The 18,004-nt window shown below is 52.8% G+C and carries 13 protein-coding genes; 8 read left to right on the top strand and 5 right to left on the bottom strand.

What is annotated here, in order from left to right; translation table 11 throughout:
- Window positions 1–22: 22 nt before the first annotated feature.
- The gene (locus tag WFI24_RS17575) at window positions 23–556 is read right to left on the bottom strand and encodes a hypothetical protein (protein ID WP_336762822.1); all 534 of its coding nucleotides are present in this window, start codon (window positions 554–556) and stop codon (window positions 23–25) included.
- Between the two features lie 199 nt (window positions 557–755).
- On the opposite strand from WFI24_RS17575, the gene WFI24_RS17570 reads away from it, so the two are divergent.
- The 5 genes from WFI24_RS17570 (at window position 756) to WFI24_RS17550 (ending at window position 8,790) form a co-directional block, all read left to right on the top strand.
- The gene (locus tag WFI24_RS17570) at window positions 756–1,253 is read left to right on the top strand and encodes a DUF6385 domain-containing protein (protein WP_336762820.1); all 498 of its coding nucleotides are present in this window, start codon (window positions 756–758) and stop codon (window positions 1,251–1,253) included.
- 44 nt (window positions 1,254–1,297) lie between these two features.
- A complete protein-coding gene (locus WFI24_RS17565; protein WP_336762818.1) occupies window positions 1,298–2,452 on the top strand; it encodes a DUF6385 domain-containing protein in 1,155 nt (384 codons plus the stop codon).
- An 80-nt stretch (window positions 2,453–2,532) separates the two neighbouring features.
- Complete coding sequence (locus WFI24_RS17560; RefSeq protein ID WP_336762816.1) at window positions 2,533–4,815, top strand: glycosyltransferase; 2,283 nt, start codon at window positions 2,533–2,535, stop codon at window positions 4,813–4,815.
- On the top strand, window positions 4,772–6,664 hold the full coding sequence (locus WFI24_RS17555; RefSeq protein ID WP_336762815.1) for a glycosyltransferase: 1,893 nt from the start codon (window positions 4,772–4,774) through the stop codon (window positions 6,662–6,664). The genes WFI24_RS17560 and WFI24_RS17555 overlap by 44 nt, the downstream gene beginning before the upstream one ends.
- 89 nt (window positions 6,665–6,753) lie before the next feature.
- Complete coding sequence (locus WFI24_RS17550) at window positions 6,754–8,790, top strand: glycosyltransferase (protein WP_336762813.1); 2,037 nt, start codon at window positions 6,754–6,756, stop codon at window positions 8,788–8,790.
- Between the two features lie 195 nt (window positions 8,791–8,985).
- Here the strand turns inward: WFI24_RS17550 and WFI24_RS17545 are convergent, their stop codons facing one another.
- Genes WFI24_RS17545 through WFI24_RS17530 form a run of 4 tightly spaced genes read right to left on the bottom strand, consistent with a single transcriptional unit; the run spans window position 8,986 to window position 13,292 of the window.
- Window positions 8,986–9,657 (bottom strand): class I SAM-dependent methyltransferase, encoded by a 672-nt coding sequence (locus WFI24_RS17545; protein WP_336762811.1) that lies wholly within the window; start codon window positions 9,655–9,657, stop codon window positions 8,986–8,988.
- Window positions 9,654–11,006: a glycosyltransferase family 4 protein gene (locus WFI24_RS17540; protein ID WP_336762809.1), complete on the bottom strand. Its 1,353-nt coding sequence runs from the start codon at window positions 11,004–11,006 to the stop codon at window positions 9,654–9,656. Before WFI24_RS17540 ends, WFI24_RS17545 begins: the two co-directional genes overlap by 4 nt.
- Before the next feature lies 1 nt (window position 11,007).
- Entirely contained in the window at window positions 11,008–12,003 is a 996-nt protein-coding gene (locus WFI24_RS17535; protein WP_336762807.1) for a glycosyltransferase, read from the bottom strand.
- On the bottom strand, window positions 12,000–13,292 hold the full coding sequence (locus tag WFI24_RS17530) for a tetratricopeptide repeat protein (RefSeq protein ID WP_336762805.1): 1,293 nt from the start codon (window positions 13,290–13,292) through the stop codon (window positions 12,000–12,002). The genes WFI24_RS17535 and WFI24_RS17530 overlap by 4 nt, the downstream gene beginning before the upstream one ends.
- 383 nt (window positions 13,293–13,675) lie before the next feature.
- Between WFI24_RS17530 and WFI24_RS17525 the strand changes: the two genes are divergently transcribed.
- Genes WFI24_RS17525 through cydD form a run of 3 tightly spaced genes read left to right on the top strand, consistent with a single transcriptional unit; the run spans window position 13,676 to window position 18,003 of the window.
- The gene (locus WFI24_RS17525; RefSeq protein WP_336762803.1) at window positions 13,676–15,091 is read left to right on the top strand and encodes a cytochrome ubiquinol oxidase subunit I; all 1,416 of its coding nucleotides are present in this window, start codon (window positions 13,676–13,678) and stop codon (window positions 15,089–15,091) included.
- Window positions 15,036–16,091 (top strand): cytochrome d ubiquinol oxidase subunit II, encoded by a 1,056-nt coding sequence (gene cydB / locus WFI24_RS17520; protein ID WP_336762801.1) that lies wholly within the window; start codon window positions 15,036–15,038, stop codon window positions 16,089–16,091. Before WFI24_RS17525 ends, cydB begins: the two co-directional genes overlap by 56 nt.
- Window position 16,092: 1 nt before the next feature.
- Complete coding sequence (gene cydD, locus WFI24_RS17515; protein ID WP_336762799.1) at window positions 16,093–18,003, top strand: thiol reductant ABC exporter subunit CydD; 1,911 nt, start codon at window positions 16,093–16,095, stop codon at window positions 18,001–18,003.
- Window position 18,004: the final 1 nt, after the last annotated feature.

Genomic DNA, 18,004 nt, shown 5'->3' with positions numbered 1-18,004 from the left:
CCACCTTCTACTATAATCACACTCAGAATTCCCACCAGAACAGGTTAATGGCTCCTGTCTGACTCCCTGTGCCTACACTAATAGATAAAGTTTGTCCCGGTGGAACAATAATTGAGCCGTTCAGATTGAGTGAATACATACCTGCTGTCAGCGGGATACTGGTTAGGCTCGTGAAGGCACCACCCAATGTACCTGTATTCTGCCTTGTGGTAACTACACTGGTGTTCGTGTTTCCAAGTAGTGTATTGACGGGTACAGGTGTGCTCCCACCAGTTACCGTTCCACCAGAGTAGATGACCAGGGTAGCTGCTGCTGTAGTTCCTCCGGTGAGGCCGGAGATTCGCAAAGTTCTTCCGCTGCCTACTGCATTCACGACTTGTAGTAGAAGGTTCTGGTTGGAAGGAATCGAGGAATTGTTGGTCGTTAGGGCAAAGAAACTTCCGGCAGCAGCAGCAGCGCTGTCTGGGGAAGCTTCAATTCCAGGTGCTGAGAAGGTATTGGTTAATTGAGTAAACAGGGGACCATTGGATTGGTTGAATACATTATAGTTGGTCATCTCATCCACCTCCCATAGACCAGTTCATTTTGAGAAATAATCCGGTTGAATCGCATTTCATTGTACTTGCAGTGTATGTGTAATGAAGAAGAATGGATTGGGGACTGAACCGTATATCTGGAAATAACGGCGGTTGCCGTGCCCGTATTTCCAATCCGGGCATACGATGCGTAAGCACATTTTTTAAGGGGAAATCGAGATGAGTCGAACAGCGAAGCGAAGCAAGAAGAGAACGAAGCAACCAACTAAATATGTCAGTCGCCGCCGCTCCCGTCTTTCCTGCCGCGCTAAATTGCTGAAACCTCCTTGTTCCCGGATCACTCGTCCCCGGTTCAAGCAGGGTGCTTCCTCACGTACGAAACTCCCTGGTGCTATTCACTGTTTTACAGAGCATACGTATGTCGGAGCCGAGACCAGTAACAGCATACACTCACTCCCGGCACAAGACACCTCATCCCTCAGCATGTATACCTATGGCATTGTCAATCGCGGCAAACATCCGGCTCTTGTCCAGATCCAGATCAGTCCCAATGCCGTGGACTATGCTGTGGACAGCCAGGAGGTGATCGCGGGAGGACAGACCAAAGCGCTGGTACCCTTGCGATTTTTGCATTATACCCGGCTTACAATTCGATCCGTTGAACCGGATCAGCCGACCCGGCTCGATGTTTACTTTCAGGCGCAGCGTATGCCGTAAGGGAGTAGATTACACAGATTTGACCAGGGAGGAGGACGAGGCACATGCCTAACTTTACAACGTTTAATACGAACCCGGATAATCTGAGGACGTTGATCTTCGGCCAGGATAGTACAGGCACAGCCCAGCCCGTTAGAACCGATACGAGCGGGAACGTGGTTGGGATCATTTTGGATGGAACAATCAGTAACATCTCCGGTCTGACCACTGTTACGATTAATGCCGGAACCATTACCAACATTCTGAACGGCACAATTACGAGTGTGCTCGGAGCGACCATCACGGCAGGTACGATCAACAGTGTGCTTGGAGCTACAGTGACCGCAGGTACGTTGACGAACTTGTTGAATGGTACGATTACCAGTGTATTGGGCGCGACCATCACGGCCGGAACCATTACAAGTGTACTCGGGGCAACCGTAACAGCAGGAACACTCACGAACTTGCTTGATGGTACACTTACCAGCGTGCTCGGGGCCACAGTAACTGCAGGGACACTGACGAACTTGCTGAATGGTACGATCACCAGTGTACTTGGAGCGACGATCACAGCGGGAACCATCACCAGTGTGCTCGGGGCCACGGTGACAGCGGGAACATTGACAAACTTGCTGAATGGTACGATCACTAGTGTATTGGGAGCAACGATCACAGCGGGTACGATCACGAGTGTACTCGGAGCTACGGTAACAGCAGGTACGTTAACGAACTTACTGAATGGTACAATCACGAGTGTATTAGGTGCGACGATCACAGCCGGAACAATCACCAGCGTACTTGGCGCGACTATCACAGCGGGTACGATAACAGGTATACTCGGGGCAACCATCACAGCAGGGACACTCAGCAGTGTGACGTCCATTTCACAGAAGAGTTTTCAGGAGTCACAGCTCATTAGCACCCCGACGGCTAACACCTTTACACCACTTCCAGCAGTGACCACCAGTGTATTTGGTACGTATTCTTTTTTTGTATACAATAGGGGACCGGGTGTAAACCGGGTAGATGCTCGCGTTGAGATCAGTGCGAACGGTTCGAACTGGTACACGGATGTGACGACAGTAACGGGCATTTTGTCCGGGTCAGTGGATGTATTGGTTCCGCAGCGTTTTCTCAAATATACACGTCTATCCTACCGCTCCAGCCTAGTTGGTGCACCAAGTACGATTGATGTGTTCTTCAATGGACAAGGCACATAACCCATTCATTTGTCATATAGGTACATGGAGTTCCTTTGGTGGACTTCATGTACTTTTTTTCGTATTGGAGGTGGTTACATTTGCAGAACCGTTTACTTGGAATCCATATGATTGTGCAAAATGAAGAACATCACCTGCCCCGCTGTCTCGACAGCTTGAAGCATATCGGCACGGAATGCTTTATTACCGATACAGGCTCGTCCGACCGTACATCCGAGATCGCCAGATCATACGGAGCAACGGTGCTGCACGCCCGTTGGGAGGATGACTTTGCACATGCGCGGAATATCAGTTTACCTCTGGCGAGCACCGAATGGGTCCTGTGTCTAGATGCCGATGAGTATGTTACGCAGGGGTTGGAAGAACTACTGAATTATTTGCCTAAAGTCCATAAAAGCATTACAAGATTGCGTATAACTATAGAGAACCGATACGGTGAAGGTGTAGAAGAGAGCGTTATCTCTCAGCCAGTGAGACTGTTCCGTGCTCATCAGGGATATCGATACAAGGGGCGTATTCATGAGCAATTGGTTCGTAGTGGCCCATGCGAGCCTGTCCGGTATGAGGCTGGAGATATGGATAAGAGCGAGACCTATATAGATGAAGAACATTTGTTGGTTGAGACTGAACCGCTTGCTCCACTATGTCTCATTCATGATGGGTATCTGGATTCCGCGATTGCCGAGGAGCATAAGCCAAGACGTAATTTGAAACTGATTAAGCGTGAATTACAGGATGATCCGAAACAGCCTTTTCACCTGTATAATCTGGGCGTGACCTATTGCCAGCTTGGTCAGATTGAACAGGCAACTGAAGCGTTCGGTGAATCGTTGCGCCTGACAGAGTTGCACGCGCCATATCGTCCTACACTGGTTAGAGATTATGGGAAAGTCCTTGTGGGATTGGAACGATATGAAGAGGCGCATGCGCTTCTGGCTGTGGAAAGGCATCGTTACCCATCTTATGCTGATCTGCACCTGTTGTATGGGGAGACGTTGGAGCAGCAAGGTTTGGAGGAACGTGCATACCAATCCTATGCGCGAGCGACCGATTGCCGGGTGGCGCTGGATAGTGATGGACAGAGGAATAGCGGTAGCACGTTAGACGCGTCATATGTAACGGAAGCGGGTTCTGACAGTTACAGAGCGTATACCGCCATGGCCAGACTTGCACAGAAACGGGGCTTCCTGAATGAGTCCGCACATCTGTACGGGCTGGCTCTGGATAGTATGTCTGTGTATGCTCCGGCATGGGCGGGGTTGGCAGATGTGCTGCAACAGTCCGGAGAAACGGATGAGAACATAGCAGAAACATTGCTCGCCAGATGTAGAGGGATCGGAGAGTCAGGGCACGGTGATTTGGTTCGTGGTGAAATGTCCCATCCATGCGCCGTGACGAATGAGGATCATCTGGTGCATGTGATTCATGTTCTCGCAGGCTGCGGGGCATATGAGCAGTCATTGAATATGCTGGATTCCATTGCGCGTAGCGCTCGTATCCATGTAGTGGATCGAATACATTGGTTGTTATGTGCGAACAGGGTTTCGGATGCCTTGCAACTGGCGGAAGAACATTGGAACGCTGAGGGTATGGATGGGGTCAGCATGCAGGCAGAACACAGAATGAATTGGGCACTGGCTTGCTGGGCCAATGGATTACGATTAACCGAGACTTTCCTCGCAACTACGTATCCAGAGGAAAAGGATGTATGGAAGGTCATGGACCGTTTGCTGCATCAGTTGCCCAAAGAGCCACGCTACATGGAACCTGAGTCAGAAGAACAGAAGCTTCTACAATGGGGTCGGCAGGCACAGCTGGTGGCGGAGAAAATTGTGCAGCAGGCCATAAAGACAGGGCAGCTTACGCTTGCTGAGCAACTGCATGAGCTGCGGGCAATCATGATGCGTGAGCATCAGGGAACATCCGTAACGGTACGGCGGGAGTTGGCAAGCCTGCTATATTGTCACGGGTACACCTTGGTAGCCGCGAACATCCTGATTCAGTGCATGACCGAGAGTGAGCTTGATGCAGAAGGGTTATTCTGGCTGGGTGAAACATTGGTTGCCAAAGGTTACCCTGATCAGGCATTGTCTCTGTTCGAGCAGGCGCTGGAGCGTATACCTGATCTGCAACAGGCCAGAGCTGGAGCAGCTGTATGTTACTTGCAGATAGCGATGGAAGCAATTCGACAGGAGCTGGTTCGTTCCCCTTCGGCAGGGTCCCTTGCGGCACAACATACTGCACTGGAGCAAAGGCTGCGAACAGCCGAAGGCATCCCATGGCGTACGATGTTCCATGCGAAGGAAAGGAGGAATCAGCTTGCGAGCGGAACGGATTTCCCTATGCATGATCGTGAAGGATGAGGAAGAATTACTACCCCATTGTCTTGCCAGTGTTCAGGGAGCGGTGGATGAAGTGATTGTAGTGGACACTGGTTCGACGGACCGCAGCGCGGAGATTGCGCAGCAACATGGTGCGGTGGTTGTCCGATTTGAGTGGTGCGATGATTTTGCCGCAGCACGGAATGCTGGCCTGGAGCGGGCTTCCGGCGACTGGATTCTTTTCCTCGATGCGGACGAGGCGCTCGATGCGACTGCGCGGGAGCAGATCAGAAGCTGGACGACGGTCAGCGGATGTGACGGATTGTTTTTAAATATTCATAACTACACAGGTACGGGTCAGCAAGGGGGGACCGTGAATCCGGTCTTGCGTCTCTTTCGTAATGCTCCGGAGCATCGATTCCAAGGGCGGATTCATGAGCAGATTGCGGCGGCGATTTGCCGTGGGAATCCAGATGCTGTTTTTCATGTGACGGACATGGTCATCCATCATTACGGGTATCAGACGGCGATTGTGGAGCGCAAAGATAAGGTGAACCGCAATGTTCGTCTGTTGCAACAAGCGGTGGAGGAAGAACCGGATCAACCGTTCCATTACTATAATCTGGGCGTTGAGTATCTGCGTGTGGGGGAAGCGGAGCGGGCGTTGGAGATGTTTGGTGTGGCTCGGATGGGGATTGATCCTACCGTGACCAGTTACGCGCATTTGCTATTCAAATATGAAGTTCGTTGTCTCCAGCACCTGAATCGCTGGCAGGAAGCACTGGATCGAATTGATGCAGCGCTTGAACTATTTCCAGAGTACACCGATCTGATGCACCATCGCGGGATGTGTGCAGACGCTTTGGGTGATGCAGATCGGGCTGAATTGTCGCTGCGTGAAGCGGTCCGCATGGGGCCACCTCCAGCCATCTATCATACCGAAGAAGGCATCGGAACCTATCAGACATGGTATACATTAGGACGATTACTGGAAGGAAGGGCTGATCTGGAAGGTGCGGTGGATGCTTACGTGGAAGCGGTACGCGCCAAATCCAGTCTGTTACCGCCGCTCTATCGGATATTCCGAATTATGCGAGTCTCCGGGCAGGAACATCAGATCCCGGAGCTTGTGACGGAGCGTTTTGCGCTCGGTTCGAAAGAGGCTACACATAAAGTATTGGGCATTCTGGAGCAAAGTCGTTGTTATGATGCGGCTCTAGAATTGTTATCGGCCTTATCCTCACAACCTTCCGGAGAGATGAGGGAGCGTTTGTCCGTGGCTGAAGCCATGCTACAAATCCAGCGGGGAAGATGGAACAAGGCGCGTCTGAAGCTGGAACCTGTAAAGCGGAAAAAGGGGCTGCTCGCGGTCCCGTCTGCCCAATGGCTCGAACGGTTGGAATGGATCGAGGGGAAGGAAGTCAGTGGAGACGATCCATTGACCTTGTGGTTGAAGCGTAGTTCGCAGTTGGGTGAAGGAACGAATGAGGAATCCAGCGTGAGCGGAACGGTTGCAGGAGCAGAGTATGATGGCTGGCAGGCGCTCGGACTGATGATGGAGGGATGCGTCCAGTCCGGGCAATGGAAAGAATTGCACAGCCTGATTCAGATGTGTCGGCAGCAATTGGCTGGAGATGATCTATCTGTTGGGGAGAGCGTTAGAGTGGGAGAGAAAGAGAAAGAGAATCTGAATGTGAACGAAATCGAGTCGTTCCCTGGGGCTTCGGATTCCCGCGCAGGAACCAGTTCGCTGGTGAAAGGATTGGTTAGTGCTGCGGATCATCATCTGGAGGTATTCGCCCAACATACGAATGGAAATCGACACCGTTGTTGGCCTGTTGTTCAACATATTCGGCTTGAACTGCCAGGAGCGGATGGGTTCGAGAGTTGAACAGTATCAAGCAGGTGCGAGAGTTAAAGTGAGAATGCAGATGGGTACTGGATGGGACTGAACTCCGTTGGTGAGGGGTGGTGATGCATATGGACACAGGGATTAGTTTGTGCATGATCGTGAAGGATGAAGGTGAAGCACTCCAGCAGTGCCTGAACGCAGTCAGGGATATCGTGGATGAGATCATCATCGTGGATACAGGATCAGTAGACGATACAATTGAAATAGCACGTCTCCATGGTGCCGTGGTTATCCGCTCAGAATGGAACGGAGATTTCAGTGAAGCCCGTAACCTGTCCCTCGCTGCTGCCACGAATCCGTGGATTCTGGTACTTGATGCGGATGAAGTATGGGTACAGACCACACAGATGAAGGCAGAACTTATGCAGTTGTTAGCTGAGAGCAGGCATGACGTGTGGGGATACTGGATACAGGTCACAAGTCTGCTGGGTGTGTCCGGTGAAGAGTGTGTGACGGATGCAGTGTGTCGCTTGTTCCGAAACGATCCGCGAATTGCTTTTCAGGGCAGGATTCATGAGGAAATTGCTTCTTCGATCCTCTCCCTGGCTCCGCAAGGTGTGCTTCATTCTGGACTTGAGGTCATTCATTACGGATATCTGGAGCAGGCAATCGTCGACAAAAATAAAGGTGTACGGAATATGAAGTTGATTCGTTCCGCGTTGAATCAGGAGGGCGATCAACCGGAACTAATATATGCCTTGGCTGCAGAGTGGTTTCAGCAAGCAAAGTATGATGAAGCACTCCGGTTGTTACAGCCATTATTGGCACAGCTTACGCCTGAGTGCGGATATCACTCGGATCTGGTGCTGAAAACGGCTTACGCCTGGCGAGAGATGGGCAGCCCGGAGAGGGCGTGTGCAGTGGTGGAAACATGGGCGCCCATGTATGAGGATTTTCCGGATTTGTTGGAGTTTGGTGCTGTACTGGAAATGGATCAAGGGAGAGAGGATATGGCCTTGAACTGGTTAAAACAGGCTAAATCCGCTGCTTCCACAGCCAACCGATATACATCGGTTTCTGGTGCGGGAACTTACCGCAGCCTGACGTTGGAAGGCATGGCGCATGAACGGGCTGGCCGCTGGACGGAGGCAGCAGCGGCGTACACGGCTGCTCTGGGCGTGCAGCCCGGCAGCCTGCCAGCATGGCAGCGGCTGTTGTTGCTGGCTGCTGCCACGGGACGGCCGCATGCCATTGCCAGCGCAGCCGCCCGGGTAAGCTTGCCGCCTGCGGCATGGCAAGCGATGATCCCGGCCGCGCTGGCTGCGCATCGGCCGGAGTGGCTGCTGCGCCATGCGGCTGCGCTTGCTGCCCCGCTGCGGGCACAGCCGCTGGCCGCCGGGCTTGCGCTCGCCCAGCTGGGCGAGGACGCCGCGGCTCGGGCAGTTTTGCAGCCCTGGGCGGCGCATGCGCAGCACGGGCCAGAGGCGGCGCTCGCGCTGTGGGCGCTGGGCCGCAAACAGCCCGGCGGGCGCAACGCCCGAGCGGCGGCTCGCCAGCAGGCAGCGCTGCCCGCAGCGGCCCGCGCCGCCGAGGCGCTGCTGCTGCGCGGGGCCACGGCTCGCAGCAACGCCACGGCGTGCAGCTGCGGCAGCCCGCCCCGCGGCGCAACGCCCGCCGGCCCGGCCGCGCCTGCGCCTGGCGTGCTCGCCGCTGCGCAAGCGCTCGCCGGCGTAGGCGCCTGGGCCGCATGGCTGCGCCTGCTGCAGGCCCTGCCGCCTCGCGGTGCGCTGGCGTTGCTCGCAGCGCTTCCGCCTGCGGCACGCTGCGGGCTGCTGCGCGCACCCGCGAGCGTCCGCGAAGGGCTGCTTGCGCTATGCGGCACGCCTGAAGGCGCGCAGCAGCCCCGTGCGGACGAAGTGCCCGCCCTGGAGCGCACGGCTCACGCGCTCCTTGCGGGCACGCTCGCGCTGCTCGCCGGGCGGCAGAACCTGGCGCTTGATTGGGCCGAATCTGCCCAACTCACTGCGCGGCAACCTGCCGCCTCAGGTCGCCCGGCAACGGCAATCCCTTCGGGCCTGCAAACTCTGCTGCGCCTGACAGCACCCGGCGCAGACGTTGCCAAGGGATACACCAACCAATGCAATATGCTACTGGTACACCTTTGATCTGATTCTATATCCTAATTCCCATTCCCATGTATCTCATATGCTTCTATAGCTATCCTCCGATTGAACGTGAAATAGCAACGGAGCTGTCGATAATCGGAGTATTTCCCGAACCGTGCATTGTTCCGTTGCAATGGATCAGCCCTCAAGCCCTCCATTTTCCACCTGCCTTAACTCAATGCCATGCAACCAGTCTCAACCTTTGCATATCACCGCTCGAAAACAGCGGATCGGCGTGCCGTACATGTCAGACCAGATGGCATCATCCGGTTCTTCCACGTTCAGCTTATCTTCAATGGTTAGTCCGGTAACAGCCATGATCGTCTCCAGTAAATCTGGCCGCATCTCGGGCACATCGAAGGTAGCGATTAACTGTCCGTTTGGTTTCAGCACCCGAGCGAATTCACGAAAAGCCCGCAGCATCGTGCCCGTATCCAGATGTTCCAAGACGGAGATACAGAACACCCGATCAAACTTACCGGACTCATACGGAAGCTGGGCCAGATTGGCCTGCGCACGATGTAACCTGACGAGAGCCGATTCCGGCAGAATCTGAGCGGCCTGCTCGCCAAAATCCGCAGCAATATCCAGCCTGATCGCTTCTTCAGACAAAATACGTTCATCCCAGTCGCAAGCATGAACCTCACGGCAGTGTTCTGCAAGCCAGAATTTGAACGGATGGGAGATGCCGCAGGCTGCATCAAGGACGACATCATCTGGACGTGCAAAACGCTGGGCCCATTCATATTCATAAGGACGGCTCCACCATGCCGGATGCAGGGGGAAGACCAGTGTGTCCGTTTTAGGGTCACTTTGCCGAATGTATCTTGACTCCATGAATTCCGTTGCCTTGGGCGTATCCATCATCCCCGAATTCCCTCCTTCAATCCTGTCTCTGCCAAAAAAGATTCCAACACCGTACTCCACCGGCTCCGCCACCTGGAAAGATCATAGGACAGTGCGGTCTCGCGCGCGTAGATCCCGAGTCGTTCACGCTCGGCTCGATCCTGAACGAGACGTACCAGTGCGGCAGTCAATTCCTGCTCGCCAGGAGGTACCAGCAGCCCGTTAAATCCGTCTTGAATCAGATCATTCAATCCACCAACATTGGACGCAATCACGGGAAGTCCGCAGCTCATCGCTTCCAGACAGGCATAGGAGGTACCCTCTGAGAAAACCGTTGGAATTACGGCAATATCTGCCTGATGGTAGGCCTCTCGAATATCCCGAAAATCATACGTGCGCTGGTTAATTCGATCTGCATGTGGATGTGTACGATGCCAATAACGAAAGGCTCTCCCAACCGTACTGCCTTCGACCAGTTCCCCTGCAAATTCAATCTCCAGATCGGGAAAGGCTCCGAGCAGTTTATCTGCTGCCAGCATCATCGGAATAATGCCCCGCTCCATGCTAATGCGGCGCGGATATATAATGCGAAGGGGACGGGCTGAGGTTACACGAGCATCCACAGCTTTCTTTTCAACCGGTCCCTCTCGGTCGCAATCTCCTTCATGCTTCCCACTGTCCGCTCCATCAACACTCGTTTTACCCTTGCCCTCTGCAACCTGCACGCCTGATATAACTGCACCAACATTCTCCTCATGACTCGCCAGATCGCTCTTCCAAGCAGCAAGCCATTCGTCTTCACGTTCCTGCTCCAAGGTGCGCGTTGGCGGGGCTGGTGTGAAATAGGACGTATCCACGGCATTGGGAATCAGGACAACCTGTCTTGGATCGGTATAGGTGCATGCAGCCCGGCAAAAGGTCTGAAAATGGGAATCGACAGACACAATACGTACAAGTCCATCCAGAGCCAACTGAATATGTTCCGCCACTTGCTGTTTGGTCTCCAGTGGCAGTCCGGGACGATCCCAGTTAATGCCGTGACAGATGCCAAGACTGCCGGGTTTATAGGTGATAGGTTGCCACAGACAACTGGCATAGATCACTGGGCCGCGCGCTGCGGCTGCCATCCGGTCGAAGGCTTCGGGCACATCGTTCATGTCGTACGCATAGCCAAATACATCGATTTGCTCCGTCCGCGTCTGAAACGCTTCAAAATAGGAGAGCTGATGAACCTCGGGAATGTGCCCGAGTCCACGGATGACACTGCACAGATCCAGAATGTAGCGCTCCAGTCCACCGCCAAATACCCGCCCGAACTCCCGATTGTATCCATCGGTGAAGCTATGCGTCAGAATACTCACCACGCCCATCTCACTGTCCCTCCTTCCAGGGAATCAGCCGAGGTTCCGGATCAAGAATTGACTCGTAATGTGCAAGATTGCCCCACTCACCGCTCGGATCAATACGTTTGTAGCGCAAATATTTACGAACCCGGTCCTCCAGGCAGCCAGCCCAACCGAGATGCTGTACCTTCAGTTCCGTGCTGACCCCAGGCAATACAGTACAGGACAAGGGAAGACGGGGAACATGATGATTCTGCTGTGGATAAAAATAAGGATATCCAGGCATATACCGTACAAGTGAAGCGGTATGCCGTTTGTGCAGACACCAAAGATCATCTTCCCGGTAGTGGGTTCGGCCGCCCCACATATCGTAGAAACGGAATGCAAACCAGTCAGCATACTCCTGATTAATCAGAGCGCGTATGGCTTTCTTGGCCTCTGAGCTGTATAACTCATCCGCGTCAACCGAGAGCAACCAGTCGGGATGTGTTCCCGCTGCTGCTTGCCATAAGGTATTGCGAAGTCGCCATTCCTCGGCGAATAACGGTTTCTCCAGCACCTCCAGACGAACTACCTTCGGGTAGGCTTTGCATAGATCCGGGGTTCCGTCTGTGCTGGCATCGTCCACAATAACGATCTCGTCTACGAACTCACTCAGATCATGCAATACTTCTTCAAGGTATCGGCCGCGTTCATTGCGAACCTGGAGCATGGCGGTGAGCTTGTTGCCTTTGCTTTTGCGAACCCGACGAATGGAGAAAGGCTCTTTGAATACGCTCGTTTCCTCGTCTATTGCAGCAGTATCCTGATCCAACTGACCTTGTGCGTCAGTCCAGAGATGCACTTGGCTTCGGGAGCCATGTGATTGTTGTGCGTGATCTGGCGTGTGATCGCCATTTTCCAATACGTTTATATGTGACCTATCCACTGTTTCCGTTGGCGTGAAAGTGGTTTCGGTTCGGATATCCCTGTGCACCATCGGCCCATTCACCTGTTGTCTACGCTTCTTCGGGTCCAGCATCATGGCACCTCCCCAAGCAATTGCTGCACAGCATGATCCAACAGCTCCAACTCGACAATCCGGGCCAGCGCATCTTCATCCTCCAGTGCTGTCTCGAGGAAATGTCGGACGGCCCCGTGTCGTTCCCCTCGCAGTGCCAGCGCACTTCCCGATAATTGCTGATAATCCCGGCGACTGGCATCATCCTGAATATCGACTGCGTGCACGAGAGCCAGTGCCTCTTCCACACGCCCAGTCTCCCGGTAGATGCGGAATTTCCAATGTCTCGCGGTTTCTCCGCCAAGTTCGTCCAGGATACGAAGAGCGTATCCGTAATCATCGTTAATACGTAGCAATTCCGCTCGCACAAGTTGATCTTCTCCCGCCTCAAACCAGCGACATAGCTGTTCATAATGATGCCGTTCCTGTTCGTCGCCTGCACTGATTCCATACACTAGCAGAGCGTCTTCCAACTGCCCGGCCCGGGCATGAATGGCAGACAGGAATCGATAATGGGAGACTACACAATCACTGCGACCGTTCATAACCGCGTGGGTGAAGGCCTCCTGAAGTGATGTGGTGGCTCGTGGATCCTCAAGCAGATACTCATAGGCTGCCAACAAAAAGGATATCGTCTCATGTGCCCCTGCTTTGGCTCTTAACTGGCGGTAGAAGTCGGCACGTACACTGCATTGAAGCAGGGTGACGCTATCCAGCGTTCCTGACAGGATCTGCCGCAGCGCATGCAGGAAGAACAGTTCGTAGTCCCGGAGAGGTATTTCGAGATCATCCTTTTGCATCGTACCCGCGGGTGTAGGGTCTTCTCCGCCCAGCCAGATGGCGCGTACGCCTTGGAATAACAGCTTCAAATACCGTGTTTCGGAGGAGGTACCTACCAGATCGGCGATACCGACCAGTTTGGAAATACTGCTCTCCCATAGTGGAGATTCTGCTTCGTTTCCAGCAGGCTCAGGGAGCAGGGCGATACATAGCTCAGGCTCCAGTGAAGCTGTAGCCATTAGCCAGTAGGGATGGGTGACCACTGCTACGGTGCGAGGTTCCAGCAGTAGTTGTTCAGCTTCAGGGAGGGAGATGACGGTGATGGCCGCAGGTACATCCTCTGTCTGCGTCAGGCTGCTGACATAATAGACATCTCCCTCGATCGACAGCAGAGCAGCGATATCGGGATAAGGAAAGGAGGACCAGCCCCCTTTGCGAGGGAAGAGAATATACCGGACAGGCGACTGGGCTGTATTGTCCTCAATCGGGCTGGATTCGGGATCTACACTTGGTAATGGCGCAGGTTTTTCCATGAATGCTTCACCTCACCTTGACTGTATTATGGTGGTTCATTCTCTTTGCATGTGCTTCATGCTTTCACTTTATATGTAAAGCCCTCACGGTACTTCGCATGATATGCCTGAGACTAACATATGGGCATTCCATCCCAAACATGAGTATCTTCCATGAATAGATGAAGTGGGCAAGCTGTGATAATAGGCTGAATTTTATCTTTTGTGTGACCGAGGTCACTTTTTTTCACTCTAAACACGTAGATTGTGATAATTCTCACATGTATAAAATAGGTAATCTGGCACAATACGTTCATCAACGTATTTGGTGGACAGACAGCGAAGGTGCAGCTTCAATGCCAGATACGCATACTGCGAAGTGAACAGAAAGAAGGGGTAACGGTATGGATCCGATTATGTTATCGCGTATCCAATATGCACTTACAACGATTTTCCATTTCTTTTTTGTGCCGCTATCCATCGGTCTTGTACTGTTGGTTGCGATTATGGAGACGTTGTACGTTGTTAAGGGTAAGGAGATCTACAAAACGATGGCCAAGTTCTGGGGCAAGCTGTTCCTAATTAACTTTGCCGTCGGGGTAGTCACAGGTATTCTGCAAGAGTTCCAGTTCGGCATGAACTGGTCAGAGTACTCCCGATTTGTCGGGGATGTGTTCGGTGCGCCACTGGCTATAGAAGCCCTACTGGCGTTTTTTATGGAGTCTACATTTATTGGATTGTGGATATTCGGGTGGGATCGTTTGTCCAAAAAAGTGCATCTGGCCTGTATCTGGCTGGTGTTCGTCGGCACATTCCTGTCCGCGCTGTGGATTCTGGCAGCCAATTCATTTATGCAGCATCCCGTCGGGTTTGAGATCAACAACGGCCGAGCCGAGATGAATGATTTCTTTGCACTAATTACGAATGGTCAACTTCTCGTCGAGTTCCCGCATACAATCTTTGGGGCATTGATGACAGGAGCCTTCGTGGTAACCGGGATCAGTGCTTACAAATTGATGAAAAAGCAGGATGTAGAGATCTTCCGCAAATCGTTCAATATTGCGATCATTATCGCGCTTGTTTCCTCATTCGGTGTGGCTTTCTCCGGACACTTCCAGGCGCAATATCTGGTGGAGACACAGCCGATGAAGATGGCAGCCAGTGAAGGCACATGGACGACGACAGAAGATCCGGCGCCATGGACGGTGGTCGCCTTTATCGATCCGGACAAACAGGAGAACACGGGTGAGATCAAAATCCCAGGGTTACTCAGTTATCTGTCTTATAGCAAGTTCTCCGGCAGTGTCAAAGGCATGAAGGAGCTTCAAGCTGAGTATGAACAGACGTATGGACCGGGGGACTACATTCCGCCGGTACGGACAACGTTCTGGAGTTTCCGCATCATGATCGCTGCGGGTGGTTTGATGATTGCGTTGGCGCTATACGGTACGTTCCTGGCCATGCGCCAGAAGCTCGAGGTCGCTGGAAAGTGGTTTATGCGTCTGATGGTATTTGCCATCTCCTTGCCGTTTATCGCCAATACATCAGGTTGGATTATGACCGAGGTTGGAAGGCAGCCATGGACAGTATTTGGTTATATGACAACCGAAGCCGGGGTCTCACCGAATGTATCCGCAGGAATGATCCTGTTCTCGACCATCGCTTTTACCGCTGCGTATACGGTTCTCGGAATCGTGATGGTTTACCTGTTCGTACGTGAGATCAAGGCAGGACCGTTTGCGGTCGAGAAGCCGGAAGATCACGATGAGTCGGCCGATCCGTTCGGCGTGGATGGAGGTTATTCCGTTGTCACTAAGTGAGTTGTGGTTTTTGCTGATTGCCGTATTGTTTGTCGGGTTCTTCTTTTTGGAAGGTTTTGATTTTGGTGTGGGGATGTCTACAGGCCTTATCGCCAAAACGGACCGTGAACGCCGGACCCTGATCAACTCGATCGGTCCGTTCTGGGATGGCAACGAGGTATGGCTGATTACGGCAGGGGGAGCGATGTTTGCTGCCTTCCCGCACTGGTATGCGACGTTGTTCAGTGGTTTTTACCTGCCACTTGTAGTGGTGTTACTCGCCTTGATTGGTCGCGGAGTTGCCTTCGAATTCCGCAGTAAAATGAAACAGCAGCGCTGGCGCAAAACGTGGGACATCATCATTGTGGTCTCCAGCGCGCTCTTGCCGTTCCTGTTCGGGGTTGTCTTTGCCACGTTGATGAAGGGTCTGCCCATTGATGGGGAGATGCAGTTGCGTGCAGGATTCCTCGATATCGTTAATCCGTACACTGTAATTGGGGGCTTGAGCGTAACGCTGCTGTGTCTGGTGCATGGATTGCTGTTTGCATCACTACGTACAGTAGGTGATCTCAGAGTGCGTGCCTTGAAGACAGCACAAAAATTGATGCTGCCGCTGGCTGCACTACTCGCTGTTTACGCGTTAATGACGTATTTCATGACCGATGTGTTCGCTGTACGCGGCTGGGTTCTTTGGATCATGGTTGTACTTGGCGCAGTTTCGCTTGCACTTGCGGCCTACTTCGTTCGTCAGAAGCGTGAAGGCTGGGCTTTCGGTATGACAGGGGCAGTGATTGCAATTGCCTTTGCCTCGGTATTTATCGGACTGTTCCCAAGAGTGATGGTGAGTTCCTTTGGAGCGGCATATGACCTGACTGTGTACAATGCGGCATCCGGTGCTTATTCTTTGAAAGTAATGACAATTGTAGCTTGCACATTGCTGCCGTTTGTTCTCGGCTATCAGATCTGGAGTTATTATATCTTCCGCAAACGTCTGAACGAGCAGCACCACCTGGAGTACTGATATGGGACGGGGGCTGATGAAGCTGCCGGGCATCCGGCCGGTACTTGCGCTGGCCTCAGCGCTGGTGCTGCTACAGGCGATGACGATCATGATGCAAGCCAAATGGCTGGCACAGGCCATCACGGCATTGTTTGAAGGTTCATCCGTAACGGAGCAGTACCCTGTACTGCTGCTGTTCCTGGCTGCTTTTGCCGCCCGCTATGCCCTATCCTTCTGGTTACAACTCGTGACCTCACGATATGCGGAGAGGACAGGAACCGATCTGCGCAGACAGATGGTGGAGCAGTGGTTCAGGCTTGGACCGCGTTATGCCAAGACGGAGGGCACAGGCCATCTGGTTACGCTGGCACGTGAGGGAACAGCCCAATACAAGACGTATCTGGAACTATTCATTCCTCGCATGCTGGGCATGGGGTTTACCCCTATCGTCATTCTGTTGTACGTATTCAAGTTGGATCTGATGTCCGGCGTTATTCTGATGCTGACACTCCCGATTCTGATCGTGTTCATGATTCTGATTGGCCTCACTGCGCAGCGGAAGATAGACGGGCAATTCAGATCCTACAAAGCACTCGCTAACCATTTTGTCGATACCTTGCGGGGTCTGGAAACGCTGAAAACATTGGGGCAGAGCAAAACACACGAAGGGTCTATTCTGCGGGTCAGTCAGCGGTATCGGAAGGCGACGATGTCTACGCTGCGTATGGCCTTTCTTTCTTCGTTTGCACTCGACTTCTTCACGATGCTGTCTGTTGCTTCGGTGGCAGTTGGCTTGGGGTTGCGTCTAACGGAGGGACATATGCTGCTTGGTCCTGCACTGACGGTACTCATTCTTGCCCCGGAATATTTCCTGCCTGTACGTATGCTCGGCGCCGATTACCATGCCACATTGGATGGCAAAGAAGCAGGAGCAGCCATTAATCAGATGATTGAACGTGGGAAAGCCGCTGAACGGAAACAGAAAGAAGCCTATGCGAATGTTGTTGTGCATACGGACACGACAAAAGACGAGACGGGATCTACATCATCGTTATCTTTGGGTAAAAGGAAAGCGAGCTCTTCGACCATACGCGTCGTGTTGAACGACAAAATGACTGCGGGACATCTTGATCCTGATCCTGCTTCTATTACTAATGATCTTGTTCCTTCCTCTTCCTCGGTGACCTCCTGGAATGAGAATAGCAGATTGGCACTAACGGATGTACAGGTAAGACACGATGATGAAGGCCCATATTCGTTAAAGGATGTTACCTTTCAGATTACAGGTCTTGGCAAAATCGGTATTATCGGCGCCAGCGGAGCAGGCAAGTCCACGTTGATTGACGTATTGGCTGGGTTTCAGCTACCTACTTCAGGCCAAGTATTAGCTAACGGACAACCTGTGACACAGGATATGCTTGAATCCTGGCGAAGACAGACAGCAGCCATCCCGCAGCATCCGTATATCTTCAGCGGAAGTCTGGCGGATAACGTTCGTTTCTACATGCCGGAGGCTTCGGATGCGGAAGTGGCGAAGGCAGTTAGCGCTGCCGGATTAACCAAGCTTCTTACCTCATTACCCGGTGGACTGCATGAGCCCATTGGTGCTGGGGGCAGACAACTCAGTGGTGGGCAGGAGCAACGGGTGGCGCTGGCAAGAGCTTTGCTTAGTCAACGGAACATTCTGCTGCTCGATGAACCGACGGCACATCTGGATGTGGAAACGGAGTATGAACTGAAACAGACGATGCTGCCGCTGTTTGATGGCAAACTTGTATTTTTGGCAACCCATCGTCTGCACTGGATGCCGCATATGGATCGAATTATTGTCATGGACGGCGGCACGGTGGCAGAGACGGGAACACATCAGGAGTTGCTGGCACGACAAGGCGTATATTATCAGATGATTCAGGCCCAGATGGAGGCGATATAAA

The sequence above is a fragment of the Paenibacillus sp. USHLN196 genome, from assembly GCF_037144955.1.
Taxonomy (GTDB): Bacteria; Bacillota; Bacilli; order Paenibacillales; family Paenibacillaceae; genus Paenibacillus; species Paenibacillus xylanexedens_C.
Note: the sequence above shows the minus strand (reverse complement) of the source record. Positions and strands in the feature narration are given on the sequence as shown.

Coding starts and splice junctions, on each gene's coding strand:
- WFI24_RS17575 (WP_336762822.1), bottom strand. CDS start 556: ATGACCAACTATAATGTATTCAACCAATCCAATGGTCCCCTGTTTACT.
- WFI24_RS17570 (WP_336762820.1), top strand. CDS start 756: ATGAGTCGAACAGCGAAGCGAAGCAAGAAGAGAACGAAGCAACCAACT.
- WFI24_RS17565 (WP_336762818.1), top strand. CDS start 1,298: ATGCCTAACTTTACAACGTTTAATACGAACCCGGATAATCTGAGGACG.
- WFI24_RS17550 (WP_336762813.1), top strand. CDS start 6,754: ATGGACACAGGGATTAGTTTGTGCATGATCGTGAAGGATGAAGGTGAA.
- WFI24_RS17545 (WP_336762811.1), bottom strand. CDS start 9,657: ATGATGGATACGCCCAAGGCAACGGAATTCATGGAGTCAAGATACATT.
- WFI24_RS17540 (WP_336762809.1), bottom strand. CDS start 11,006: ATGGGCGTGGTGAGTATTCTGACGCATAGCTTCACCGATGGATACAAT.
- WFI24_RS17535 (WP_336762807.1), bottom strand. CDS start 12,003: ATGATGCTGGACCCGAAGAAGCGTAGACAACAGGTGAATGGGCCGATG.
- WFI24_RS17530 (WP_336762805.1), bottom strand. CDS start 13,292: ATGGAAAAACCTGCGCCATTACCAAGTGTAGATCCCGAATCCAGCCCG.
- WFI24_RS17525 (WP_336762803.1), top strand. CDS start 13,676: ATGGATCCGATTATGTTATCGCGTATCCAATATGCACTTACAACGATT.
- cydB (WP_336762801.1), top strand. CDS start 15,036: ATGAGTCGGCCGATCCGTTCGGCGTGGATGGAGGTTATTCCGTTGTCA.
- cydD (WP_336762799.1), top strand. CDS start 16,093: ATGGGACGGGGGCTGATGAAGCTGCCGGGCATCCGGCCGGTACTTGCG.